12 protein-coding genes are annotated in these 11,883 nt (G+C 65.2%); 10 read left to right on the top strand and 2 right to left on the bottom strand.

What is annotated here, in order from left to right; all coding sequences use genetic code 11:
* Positions 1-290 (top strand): 50S ribosomal protein L15 (gene rplO, locus Q4G50_RS13385; RefSeq protein WP_303378152.1); only part of this gene is annotated, 290 nt, incomplete at its 5' end.
* A gap of 158 nt (positions 291-448) precedes the next feature.
* On the opposite strand, the gene Q4G50_RS13380 is transcribed toward rplO, so the two are convergent.
* Together Q4G50_RS13380 and Q4G50_RS13375 are read right to left on the bottom strand one after the other, a co-directional pair.
* A complete protein-coding gene (locus Q4G50_RS13380) occupies positions 449-619 on the bottom strand; it encodes a hypothetical protein (protein ID WP_303378151.1) in 171 nt (56 codons plus the stop codon).
* Between the two features lie 133 nt (positions 620-752).
* Complete coding sequence (locus Q4G50_RS13375; protein ID WP_303378150.1) at positions 753-1,517, bottom strand: FadR/GntR family transcriptional regulator; 765 nt, start codon at positions 1,515-1,517, stop codon at positions 753-755.
* 299 nt (positions 1,518-1,816) lie between these two features.
* Here Q4G50_RS13375 and Q4G50_RS13370 point away from each other — a divergent pair, with 299 nt between their 5' ends.
* The 9 genes from Q4G50_RS13370 to secY form a co-directional block, all read left to right on the top strand.
* Positions 1,817-3,388: an ABC transporter substrate-binding protein gene (locus Q4G50_RS13370; RefSeq protein ID WP_303378149.1), complete on the top strand. Its 1,572-nt coding sequence runs from the start codon at positions 1,817-1,819 to the stop codon at positions 3,386-3,388.
* A gap of 196 nt (positions 3,389-3,584) precedes the next feature.
* Complete coding sequence (locus Q4G50_RS13365; protein ID WP_303378148.1) at positions 3,585-4,532, top strand: ABC transporter permease; 948 nt, start codon at positions 3,585-3,587, stop codon at positions 4,530-4,532.
* A 2-nt stretch (positions 4,533-4,534) separates the two neighbouring features.
* On the top strand, positions 4,535-6,625 hold the full coding sequence (locus Q4G50_RS13360; protein WP_303378147.1) for a dipeptide/oligopeptide/nickel ABC transporter permease/ATP-binding protein: 2,091 nt from the start codon (positions 4,535-4,537) through the stop codon (positions 6,623-6,625).
* A gap of 3 nt (positions 6,626-6,628) precedes the next feature.
* Positions 6,629-7,453, top strand: a complete 825-nt coding sequence (locus Q4G50_RS13355) for an ABC transporter ATP-binding protein (RefSeq protein ID WP_303378146.1) — start codon at positions 6,629-6,631, stop codon at positions 7,451-7,453.
* 16 nt (positions 7,454-7,469) lie between these two features.
* Complete coding sequence (locus Q4G50_RS13350; protein WP_303378145.1) at positions 7,470-8,387, top strand: dihydrodipicolinate synthase family protein; 918 nt, start codon at positions 7,470-7,472, stop codon at positions 8,385-8,387.
* Positions 8,388-8,397: 10 nt separating this feature from the next.
* Positions 8,398-9,291, top strand: a complete 894-nt coding sequence (locus tag Q4G50_RS13345) for an ROK family protein (RefSeq protein ID WP_303378144.1) — start codon at positions 8,398-8,400, stop codon at positions 9,289-9,291.
* 9 nt (positions 9,292-9,300) lie between these two features.
* Positions 9,301-9,993, top strand: a complete 693-nt coding sequence (locus Q4G50_RS13340; protein ID WP_303378143.1) for an N-acetylmannosamine-6-phosphate 2-epimerase — start codon at positions 9,301-9,303, stop codon at positions 9,991-9,993.
* The gene (locus Q4G50_RS13335) at positions 9,990-10,823 is read left to right on the top strand and encodes an alpha/beta fold hydrolase (protein WP_303378142.1); all 834 of its coding nucleotides are present in this window, start codon (positions 9,990-9,992) and stop codon (positions 10,821-10,823) included. The genes Q4G50_RS13340 and Q4G50_RS13335 overlap by 4 nt, the downstream gene beginning before the upstream one ends.
* Before the next feature lie 99 nt (positions 10,824-10,922).
* On the top strand, positions 10,923-11,883 hold a 961-nt coding region (gene secY / locus Q4G50_RS13330; protein WP_303378141.1), incomplete at its 3' end, for a preprotein translocase subunit SecY.

Genomic DNA, 11,883 nt, shown 5'->3' with positions numbered 1-11,883 from the left:
GTGGCCAGATGCCGCTCCAGATGCGTCTGCCGAAGCTCAAGGGCTTCAAGAACCCCAACAAGGTCACCTTCCAGGTCGTCAACGTTGCCGACCTCGAGAAGGCTTTCCCGAACGGTGGCGACGTCACCGTGGCCGACATCGTTGCAGCGGGCCTCGTGCGTCCGAAGCAGCCGGTGAAGGTTCTGGGTAACGGCGACCTCGGCGTCAAGCTGAACGTCACCGCGACCAAGTTCTCCAAGTCTGCTGTCGAGAAGATCGAGGCAGCCGGCGGAACCACCACCGAGGCATAAAACCCTCCGGCGTGAAAACCACCGTCCCACTGTTGTGGGGCGGTGGTTTTTTGCTTATCGACGTCCCCGTCAGGGCCATAGCCGGTACACAGTGCTCTGTTTGGGGTAGAAAAATGCGGGAGTGTACCGGCAATGTACCCGGGGTGCCCCGGGTATTCCTAGAACCCGAAGATCATGAACCCTGCCATAAGAATGAGCATCGGGGATGCGACGGTCACGCAGGCGATGATGCCGAGGATCCACCGCTGCTGGGCGAGCGCCACCAGCAGGGCGAAGATCACCACCGGTACCATGAAGGCGCCGAAGAGGAGCAGGGAGTAGTCGTTCATGAAATGGGGCAGTAGCCAGACAGCGTAGGCAGCTACCCACACCAGAGCGACAAGGATCCAGGCAAGGGGTCCGAAGGAGGGGCGTCGAAAAGCATCCAGTCGCATAACCCCTGCCTACCACGTGACAGGGCAACTAAAGAGTGATTCCGTGATCTGGGAGAGGCGGACGGTCCTTTCTGCCTGGCTCTGAGCGGGCATCGAGGCTGTCGAGATTGTTGAGTAGCGGCTGATAGTGCTCGCGGACTGCGGCATGATAGGCATCGAGATTCCCCTGCTCCGCGGCCTCGAGGATCTGGCCGTGGGCGCGGGCGGTGACGATGATATCGGCGGGCGTGGGGATCCCCAGGCTCGGGGCGATGAGGGTGTTGACGTCCCAGAACGCCTCGGTGAGCCGACGGAAAAGCTGATTCGGCAGGGGGGCGAGCAGCTGCGAGTGGAAGAAGCGGTCCTCCTGGGGGAAGGTCTGCCCGGCGTCGGCGAGTTCGAGCATCTTCTCCACGGTGCGGTGCAGCTTAGGGGAGTGGCGGCCCTGCCAAGCGGCGATGACTTCCTCGCCGACCGAGAGGTCCAGGGAGGCGCGGACCTCGACGATGTCCCGCAGGCTCTGTGCGTCTTCGCCGGGGTTGAGCAGTCCGCGGAAGACGAGGGACTCGACCATCGGTTGCATGGATAGATCGCCGACGAAGGTTCCGCGGCCGTGCCTGACCTCCACGATGCGGAGAGCGGTGAGGGTACGGATGGCCTCTCTGACGACGGTGCGCGACATGCCCAGATGCTCACAGAGCTGGTTCTCGGTGGGCAGAGGGTCGCCGCTTTGCAGATCATGCTGGAGGATGTGCTTCTTGATCTCGTCGACGGCGGCTTCCGCCTGTCCGTAGACCTTTCTCTGATAGGCCATGCCCTGCACTCCTTTCCTGTCCGTTTGCGGGGTATGTGGGCTGTTGACCACATCCTAGGCCCGTGGTGTGGGGGTACCACCCGCTGTGTGGGGAGGCCCAGTTTGGTGCTGAAGAAAAAGTAGAGGTCACAACCCTGTTTGTACGACATCGTACAACGAGAGGGCAAACACATCTACCCCCGTAAATGCAATGGGTCACATTGGGGTCTTGTTGTACGACATAACACGTCGTACATTGACAGGTACCAGCAATGAGGAGCCGTTGAGGCTCCTCCGCCCCCAACGGAAGGACTCCGACAGTGAACACCAAGAAGGGATTGGTAGCGGTCACCACCGCGGCAGCGTTGTTCCTCGCCGCCTGCTCCGGTGGATCCGGCACCGACTCGACAGGCTCCACCGACTCCACCGGCGCCGCCGGAGCCGGATCGGGTGAAACCATCAACCTGGGCGTCGCCTACGAAACCACCAACTATCACCCGTCCAGCACCAGCTCCGCGCTGGCCATGGGCACCAACTGGCACGTCATGGAAGGTCTGTACGAGCTCGACATGAGCGACTACTCCACCTACCCCGCGCTCGCCGCCGGTGAGCCGGAGGAGGTCTCCGATACCGAAATGGAGATCACCCTGCGCGAGGGTGCCAAGTTCTCCGACGGTACAGACGTGACCACCCAGGACGTGGTCTCGTCCTTCGAGCGCGCCATGGCCGAGGGCAACCTCTACGCCTCCATGCTCGACTTCATCGACACGGTCGAAGCTAAGGATGAATCCACCGTCACCATCACGCTGAAGAACCCCTTCCCGGTGGCCCTTAAGCGCCTCGCCGTGGTCAAGATCGTCCCGGAGTCCGCCACCGATGAGGAGCTGACCGCCCAGCCGATCGGCACCGGCCCGTGGAAGTACGACCAGATCAGCGACGACCAGATCACCGCCTCCCCGAACGAACACTACAACGGTGATCACCCGGCAGGAGCCGGCGAGATGCGCTGGTCCGTCATCAAGGACGACACCGCCCGCACCACCGCCGCCCAGTCCGGCGAGATCGACATCATGGAGGCCGTCCCGGCTGCTAACCGCTCCCAGCTCGAGGCCGCCGGCATGACCGTCGACGAAGTTGACGGCTTCAACCTCCCCTTCCTGCTGTTCAACACCTCGAAGGAGCCGTTCAACGATCCCGCAGTGCGCCAGGCGTTCTTCTACGCCATCGACACCGACAAGCTGATCTCCAACAGCATGGATGACATGGCCACCAAGGCCACCAGCTTCCTGCCGGAGAGCAACCCGAACTACCACGAGGCTGCGACCCAGTTCGAGCATGACCCGGACAAGGCACAGCAGCTGCTGGACGAGGCCGGCGTCGAGAATCTCAGCATCACCCTGCTGACCACCGACCACTCCTGGATCGCCGATCTGGCCCCGCAGATCCAGCAGGACCTGCAGGCCGTTGGCATCAACGTCTCGCTGCAGGCCGAGGCCTCCGCCTCCCTGTACTCCAACAACCTCGACGTCGACGACCCCACCTTCGACGTGGCGCTGGCACCCGGTGACCCCTCGGTCTTCGGCAATGACCCGGCCCTGCTGATGAACTGGTGGTACGGAGACAACGTGTGGACCCAGAAGCGTACCTTCTGGCAGGAGTCTGATCAGGAGACCTGGCAGCGCCTGAACACCCTCATCGCCGAGGCCTCCACCCTGGAGGAGTCCGAGGCCCAGGCCAAGTGGGACGAAGCGCAGGATCTCCTCTCCGAAGAGGTTCCGCTCTACCCGCTGTTCCACCGCAAGATGCTCACCGCCTACTACCCGGACAACGTGGAGGACTTCCAGCCGATCGGCACCACCGGCCTGTGGGCTGTGGGGGCCACCGCCAAGTAGTGCGCTCCCCGGTTTGAGGGAGCGAATCCCCAGTCGCCTGATCGCGCGCACCCCCTCCTCTACATAGGGGAGGACAGGAGGGCGACACCTCACACCAAGGTGTCCCCTCCTTTGTCCTTCCCGCACCTATTCCCTATTTTCTCGTTTTCATCCTCTGCCATTCACAAGACACTGAAAGAATCTGGAGTCAAGGACTGTGAATAATCTCCTCAGACTCGTCGGAAGAAGGCTCATCGCCCTGCCGTTGATGATCGTCGGCGTGACGTTCCTGGTCTTTTTGCTGATGTCCCTGTCGCCCATCGATCCGGCGTACTCGGCCCTCGGGGAAAACGCCACCCAGGCACAGCTCGACGCTTACCGCGCGGAGCAGGGCCTCGACCGGCCCTTCTTCGTCCGCTTCGGCGCCTACCTGCTGGGCATCTTCGCCGGCAACCTGGGCACGTACGGGCAAAACAACGCCCCCGTCGCGGACAAGGTCTTCGCCGCCCTGCCGGTGACCATCGAGCTCACCTTCATGGGCCTGATCATCGCGGTGCTGCTCGCTTTCCCGCTCGGTGTGCTCGCCGCCCTTTACCGTGACAAGTGGGTCGACCAGCTCATCCGCCTCATCTCCGTGGTGTGCATCGCCATGCCGTCATTCTGGCTGGCCATCCTGCTCGTGCTCTTCTTCATCGGCCACCTCCCCGTCGCCGGCGCTCTCCCGGGGTTCACTGAGAACCCCAGTGGCTGGTTCCTGCGCATGATCCTGCCGGCCTTCGCACTCGCCGTCCCCGTCGTGGGGCAGATGACCCGCGTCGTGCGTACCTCCATGGTGGAGGAACTCGACCGGGATTATGTGCGCACCGCCCTCGGTGCCGGCATCCCGAAATCCGTGGTCGTCTCCCGCAACGTGCTGCGCAACGCGCTGATCACCCCCGTCACTGTTCTGGGCCTGCGCGTCGGCTACCTCATGGGCGGCGCTGTCGTCATCGAGATCATCTTCTCCCTGCCGGGCATGGGCCGCGTGCTCATCGACGGCATCACCAACAACTGGGTCACCGTTGTCCAGGGTGCGACGCTCATGGTCGCCATCGCGTTCATCGTGGTCAACATCATCGTCGACCTGCTGTACATCGCCATCAACCCGCGAATCAGGGCGGTCTAGTCATGAACAACCAAGAAAAGCTGGAAAAAGTCACCCAACCGGGATCGAAGTTCGGAGGCATCCGCAGAATGAGCGTCGGCTCCAAGGTCTCCTTGCTCGTCCTGGCGTTGGTGGCGCTGTCGGCGATCTTCGCCCCGCTGCTGGCTACGCACGACCCGCTGGCCATCGACCTCAAGGGTCTGCCGCCGAGCGGTGAGCACATCTTCGGCACCGACAACCTCGGCCGTGACGTGTACTCCCGCCTGCTCTACGGCGGCCGGGTATCGCTCATCGTCGGTCTCTGCGCGACCGGCATCGCCCTGCTGTTCGGCGCGATCTTCGGTTCGATCGCCGCGGTGTCGCGCAAGTCCGTGTCTGAGGCCATCATGCGCGTCATGGACATCATCATGTCCGTGCCGGGTATCGCCTTGGCGGCGGTTGCCGTGGTGGTCTTCCGTGACCCGGAGAACCCGACGCTGATGATGATCGTCATCATCTTCGCCATCGCCTTCGTCTACATCCCGCAGCTGACCCGCGTGGTCCGCGCCAATGTCCTCAGTGAGTACGGCGAGGACTACGTCAATGCCGCCATCGTCTCCGGTGCCCGTGCCCCGTGGATCCTGGTCAAGCACGTCGCCCGTAACTGCGCCGCCCCGGTGCTGGTCTTCGCCACGGTGTTGGTCGCCGACGCGATCATCCTCGAGGCTTCGCTCACCTTCATCGGTGCTGGCCTGCAGGAACCTACCGCTACCTGGGGTAACATCCTGTCCTCGGCGCAGCAGGGTGTGTTGCGCGGTGAGTGGTGGCAGGCGTTGTTCCCCGGCATCATGATCATGCTCACCGTGTTGTGCCTCAATATCCTCTCCGAGGGCATCACCGACGCCATGGTTGCTGCCCCCAAGGGGCCGGTCGTCGATACCACCGCGTCTTCGGCTGCACGTGAGGCCGACAAGCTGCTCGTCGACCCGGTGCGCGCTTACGCCGCGCAGCGCGAGTCCCTGCAGCAGCGTATCGACGCCCTCCACGAGATGGAGTCGCAGCGCCGCGACCGTTACTCCCCCGACGAGGCCGCGACCCCGCTGCTGGAAGTCAAGAATCTCAGCATCCGCTTCCCCCGCCACGGTGACGTCAACGTCGTCGACCAGGTCTCCTTCTCCGTCCCCAGCGGTGAGACGATGGCCCTGGTGGGCGAGTCCGGCTGCGGCAAGTCCATTACCTCCTTGGCGGTGATGGGGCTGCTCGATCCGAAGGCGGAGATCACCGGCGAGATCCTCTACGAGGGCCGTGACCTTCTGAAGATGTCCCACGAGGAACACCGTCGCCTCCTCGGCCATGAGATCGCCATGATCTACCAGGACGCTTTGTCGTCCCTCAACCCCTCCATGCTCATTCGCGAGCAGATGCGCCAGCTGACCAAGCGCGGCGGCACCCGCACCGCGGAGGATCTACTGGAGCTGGTGGGTCTGGACCCGAAGCGCACCCTGGAGTCCTACCCGCACGAGTTGTCCGGCGGTCAGCGGCAGCGCGTGCTCATCGCCATGGCGCTGACGCGTGACCCGAAGCTGGTCATTGCCGACGAGCCGACCACGGCACTCGATGTCACCGTGCAGAAGCAGGTCATCGAACTCATCAAGTCCCTGCAGGAGGAGCTGGGGTTTGCAATGGTCTTCGTCTCCCACGACCTGGCTCTGGTGGCGGAGGTGGCCTACTCCATCACCGTCATGTACGCCGGCCAGATCATTGAGCAGGCACCCACCGTCGAGCTGCTGTCCAACCCGCAGCATGAGTACACGCGCGGCCTGTTGGGCGCGGTGTTGTCCATCGAGTCCGGTTCCGGTCGACTGCACCAGGTCCCTGGTTCCGTGCCCAGCCCGCAGGATTTCCCGGCGGGTGACCGTTTCGCCCCGCGTTCCTCCCACCCCTCGGTGGGTCTGGAGACCCGCCCGGTCATGCGCGAGGTGGCAGGCACCAACCATTTCTACGCGGATCTGCCGGAGGAACTGCACTACGCCGCCGCTCTGGAAAAGGCGGGACGCCTCGACGGCCCGCAGCGCACCGATGCCGAGTACGCCGCACTTTCCCCGGCTAACTCAGATAACACGAGTGAGGTCTAGATCATGAGCACCCCAGTCTCCACCACCCCGATCATCGATCTGCGCAACGTCAAGGTGCACTTCAAATCCCGCACCGGTCCGATCTTCAAGCCGAACTGGGTCAAGGCCGTCGATGATGTCACGCTCTCGCTCGCCCCGGGGGAGACGATCGGCTTGGTCGGCGAATCAGGTTCGGGCAAGTCCACCCTGGCCAACGTCATGTGTGGCCTGCAGGCGCCCACGGACGGGCAGGTCTTCTTCCAGGGCCGTGAGGTGACCAAGCGCAGCGCCGCCGATCGGCGCGCCATGGGCCGCGTCGTATCAGTGGTCTTCCAGGACCCCTCCACCGCCCTGAATGCCCGCATGATCGTTCGTGATCAGCTGGCGGATCCGTTGCACGTGCACAAGATCGGTTCCGCCGCCGAACGTGAGGCCCGGGTGAAGGAACTTATCCAGATGGTCGGCCTGCCGTCCTCCGTGCTCGATGCGCTGCCGGGGCAGCTCTCCGGTGGCCAGCGGCAGCGTGTGGCCATCGCCCGCGCGTTGTCCCTGCGCCCTCAGGCGATCATCGCCGACGAGCCGACCTCCGCGTTGGATGTGTCGGTGCGTGCGCAGATCCTCAACCTCCTCACCGACCTCAAGGAGGAACTCGGTCTGGCGATGGTGTTCATCAGCCACGACATCCAGACGGTCCGCTATATCTCCGATCGCATTGCGGTGATGTACCACGGGCGCCTCGTGGAAGAGGGCCCGGCGGAGAAATTGCTGGAGAACCCGAACCAGGACTACACCCGCAGCCTTTTGGGTGCGGCCCCCTCCCTGCTGCACCCGCAGCTCTCGAAGAAGTGAAAAGGAAGTCACCATCATGACTGTCTCGTTCCGGGGTGTCATCCCCCCGGTGGTCATCGCCCGTCGCCAGGATCGTAGCCTCGACGCCGTCTCCTACGGACGTAACCTCAATCGGCTTATCGACGCCGGCGTCGACGGCCTGTTCATCCTGGGTTCCTCCGGCGAAGGGGTGTTCTGCACCCCGGAGGAGCGAGCCCAGGTCATCGAGGACACGATGCGTGTCGTTTCGGGGCGGGTTCCCGTCCTCGTCGGTTGCATCGACACCCAGACCCAGCGGGTCATCGAACACGTCCGGGTGGCGGAGGAGGCAGGTGCCGACGCCGTCGTGGTCACCGCCCCCTTCTACGCCCTGGGTGGCCCCGCGCAGGTGGAGGAGCACTTCCGCCTCATCCACGCGGCGACCTCCCTGCCGGTCTTCGCCTATGACATCCCGGTGTGCGTCCACGTCAAACTCGACCCGGGCATGCTCCTGCGCCTGGGGCAGGAGGGGGTGCTCGCGGGAGTCAAGGATTCCTCCGGTAACGACGTCGCATTCCGCCTGCTCATCCAGGCCAACGAAGCCGCCGGCCATCCGCTGACGTTACTGACCGGACACGAGGTCGTGGTGGACGGCGCCTACCTCGGGGGTGCAGACGGTTCCGTCCCGGGCCTGGGAAACATCGACCCGGAGGGCTATGTCCGCCAGTGGAAGGCCGCCGAAGTCGGTGACTGGGAGACGGTGAAAAAGGAACAGGACCGCCTCGCCGCTCTCATGAAAGTGGCGATGACCGCGACGTCGATCAGCGGTTTCGGGGCCGGGGTCGGTGGTTTCAAGGTCGCCCTGAAACTCCTCGGCGTGTTTGAATCCGACCAGATGCCGCACCCCGTGGCGCAGCTGCAACCGGAAGAAATCGAGACCATCCGCGGCATCCTCGTCGACGCCGGGTTGCTGTAGGAGGATCGCGATGGCCTTGCACATCGGCGTGGACATCGGTGGCACGAAAATCGCGGCCGGCCTCATCGATACCGCCCGTCCCCGGGACGTCATTGCCCACGCCCGGACTAGTACTCCACAGGTAGACGTGCTCGACCGGGTCGCAGAGATCATCGCGGAGCTTATCGACGCCGCGCATACCCCCGTCACCGCCATCGGCATCGGCGCCCCCGGGGTCATCGACCCGGTGGCGGGCACGGTGCTCTCCGCCGGGCCGACGATGCCCGGCTGGGCGGGCACCCCCATCGCGGCGTCGCTTGCGGAGCGCTTCGGCCTGCCCGTCGCCGTACACAATGATGTGCGCATCATGGGACTGGGGGAGAGCGTCTTCGGCGCGGGAACGCAGTGGGGCGCGGTGCTTTTCGTCTCTCTCGGCACCGGGGTGGGTGGCGCCCTGGTCCGCGACGGCGCGCTGGTTGCCTCCCCGCACTGCACCGCCGGTGAGCTGCGGCGTCTGGTCTGCCGCGACCCCGCGCTTATCGACGCCAGCGGCGTCGCAGTCATCGAGGACGTCGCCTCCGGCCCGGCCCTCACCCGGGCAATCAACCGCGCCACCGGGCGCGAGGAGGATCTGCGCGCCGCCATGAACCGGCACACCGCCGGTGACCCTGATGTCCGCGCGGTCATCGGCGCCCACCTCCACGCGGCAGGTGAGGCAATCGGCGGGTTGGTCACTGCCATCGACGTCGAGGCCATCGTCCTTGGCGGAGGGGTCGGATTGATCGGGGAAGCGATCCGCCGTCCCTTCGCGGCAGGGCTTCGCGCCGGGGCGATATCCCCGCTGGACACCATCCCCGTGGTCCACGCCGCCCTAGGAACTGATGCCCCCATCATCGGCGCCGCTCACTACGCCGCCACCCACTAGAAAGGGATCATGAACGCTTCCGAGTTTCTCGACTACATCCGCGGCAGCCTCATCGTCAGCGCCCAGGCCCCCGACGGGCACGTCCTGCGCGACACCACCGCCATGGTGTTTATGGCACGGGCCGCCGAAGCCGGCGGATCCGCCGCCATCCGTTGCGGCGGTTACGGCGGGCTGGATGACATCCGTGCGATCGCCGCTGCGGTGGACATCCCCGTCATCGGCCTGACCAAGGAGGGCAGCGACGGCGTGTACATCACCCCCACCGTGGAATCGGCGCGATCCGTCATCGCCGCCGGGGCCACCGTCGCCGCCATCGACGCCACACACCGCCCCCGCCGTGACGGATCCACCTTCGCCGAGCAGGTCGCCGCCGTCCACGCGGCGGGCGGTATCGCCATGGCCGATATCGCCACCCCCGACGAGGCGGCCGCCGCGGTCACCGCCGGGGCGGACCTCATCTCCACCACCCTGGCCGGCTACACCGAGCACCGCGCCAAGACTCAGGGACCGGACCTGGAGCTTATCCGGCAGGTGCGGAAGCTGATCAGGGAGGAGGTGTTCCTCATCGGCGAGGGACGATTCCACACCCCGGACGACGTGCGCGCCGGGCGTGAAGCGGGTGCTGATGCCATCATCGTCGGCACCGCCATCACCGACCCCGCCTGGATCACCGCCCGCTTCGCCGAGGGCTCCCGATCATGACCCCGGCGGTGCGGCTCAACTGCGCCTGCCTCGGCCCGGCGGACGGGACCCCCGTGGTCTTCCTGCACGGGGTGTCCAATTCGCTGCTGTGGTGGCAGCTGCTCCGCGTCGCGCTCGCCGCGGAGGGATACCTCACCATCGGCGTGGACTCCCTCGGGCACGGGGCCTCGCCCCGCCTGGGGACCGTCGACCGGCCGGAGAAGGCCTTCGAGCTCTCCGTGGCGGCTGCCCGCGAGGTACTCGCCGCCCTCGGGCGCCCCGCGTATCTTATCGGCCACTCCATGGGTGGGGCCATCGCCACGGCCCTGGGCCGTGAGCATCCGGAGCTGATCAACGCACTCATCCTCGCCGACCCGGCGTGGCTGAGCCCGGAGCAGGAACGCCGCTACCGCGACGGCGCCTCCGCCGCCCTGGAGCGCACCCGTCGATGGCAGCGGGATCCGGTGGCGGCGCTGGCGGAGAACACCGCCGCACGACCTCACTGGAGCAACGCCGATCACCTGGCCTGGCTTTATGGCCAGCTGCACGTGGACCTCGATCTCGTGGCCACCGGTGTGGTCAGCTTCCCCGCCCCCTGGCAGGAGCTTGTGGCCGACCTTGACGTGCGCACACACGTGGTCACCTCCGGGGCCGACTGCCTGGTGGGGGAGTCAGGGGCCGCCGAGATCCGGCACCTCGGCCGGGCTTCACTCACCATCACCGTGCTGCCCGGGGCCACCCACTCCCTGCCCATCGACCTGCCCGCGCAGTTTGGGGCGGAGGTCCGCCGGGTCCTCGCAGAGGACGTCCGCAAGGAGGCGTCGATAAGCGATAAACCGGGCCGTGACTGAGCCGTTATACGGGGTCGCTGGTAGGCTGATCAAGTCAATCGTGTCAATTCCCTTTCCCCTGCATGTCTCACGCGCGGGGGAGTGGGGCCAGGAGGATTCGTGTCCGCCATTATTCAGGCATTCAAGGACGTCGACCTGCGGAAGAAGATCATCTTCACGGTGCTGATGGTCATTCTCTACCGCGTCGGTGCGCAGATCCCGTCACCCGGCGTCGACTACGCGTCGATCAGTGGTCGACTCCGTGAACTCACCCAGGAGCAGGGCAGCGTCTATTCGCTCATCAACCTGTTCTCAGGTGGCGCACTGCTGCAGCTGTCGATCTTCGCCATCGGCATCATGCCGTACATCACGGCGTCGATTATCACGCAGCTGCTGACCGTGGTCATCCCGCACTTCGAGGAACTGAAGAAGGAGGGCCAGTCCGGGCAGACGAAGATGACGCAGTACACGCGTTACCTCACCCTGGCGCTGGCGCTCCTGCAGTCGGCCGGCATTGTCGCGCTGGCGGACCGCGAGCAGCTCCTCGGGCAGGGCATCTCCGTCCTCATCCCGGACCGCACCATCTGGGACCTCATCCTCCTGGTGGTCGTCATGACCTCGGGTGCGGTGCTGGTGATGTGGCTCGGTGAGCTGATCACGGAGAAGGGCGTGGGCAACGGTATGTCCCTGCTCATCTTCGCCGGTATCGCCACCCGCCTGCCCACCGACGGTACGAACATCCTCCAGACCTCCGGTGGAGTGGTCTTTGCGGTCGTCGTCGCGGCGGTCATCGCGCTGGTGGTCGGCGTCGTCTTCGTCGAGCAGGGGCAGCGCCGCATCCCGGTCCAGTACGCCAAGCGCATGGTGGGGCGTCGTCAGTACGGTGGCACCTCCACCTACCTGCCGCTCAAGGTCAACCAGGCCGGCGTTATCCCGGTGATCTTCGCCTCCTCGCTGATCTACATGCCGGTGCTCATCACCGAGATCGTCAACTCCGGATCCCCGGGGGTGACCGATAACTGGTGGCAGCGCAACGTCATCCAGTACCTGATGACCCCGTCGTCGTGGCAGTACATCGTCG

The organism is Corynebacterium sp. (assembly GCF_030538285.1).
In the GTDB taxonomy this organism is placed as follows: domain Bacteria; phylum Actinomycetota; class Actinomycetes; order Mycobacteriales; family Mycobacteriaceae; genus Corynebacterium.
Note: the sequence above shows the minus strand (reverse complement) of the source record. Positions and strands in the feature narration are given on the sequence as shown.

Coding starts and splice junctions, on each gene's coding strand:
- Q4G50_RS13335 (WP_303378142.1), top strand. CDS start 9,990: ATGACCCCGGCGGTGCGGCTCAACTGCGCCTGCCTCGGCCCGGCGGAC.
- Q4G50_RS13375 (WP_303378150.1), bottom strand. CDS start 1,517: ATGGCCTATCAGAGAAAGGTCTACGGACAGGCGGAAGCCGCCGTCGAC.
- Q4G50_RS13360 (WP_303378147.1), top strand. CDS start 4,535: ATGAACAACCAAGAAAAGCTGGAAAAAGTCACCCAACCGGGATCGAAG.
- Q4G50_RS13380 (WP_303378151.1), bottom strand. CDS start 619: ATGAACGACTACTCCCTGCTCCTCTTCGGCGCCTTCATGGTACCGGTG.
- Q4G50_RS13345 (WP_303378144.1), top strand. CDS start 8,398: ATGGCCTTGCACATCGGCGTGGACATCGGTGGCACGAAAATCGCGGCC.
- Q4G50_RS13340 (WP_303378143.1), top strand. CDS start 9,301: ATGAACGCTTCCGAGTTTCTCGACTACATCCGCGGCAGCCTCATCGTC.
- Q4G50_RS13355 (WP_303378146.1), top strand. CDS start 6,629: ATGAGCACCCCAGTCTCCACCACCCCGATCATCGATCTGCGCAACGTC.
- Q4G50_RS13350 (WP_303378145.1), top strand. CDS start 7,470: ATGACTGTCTCGTTCCGGGGTGTCATCCCCCCGGTGGTCATCGCCCGT.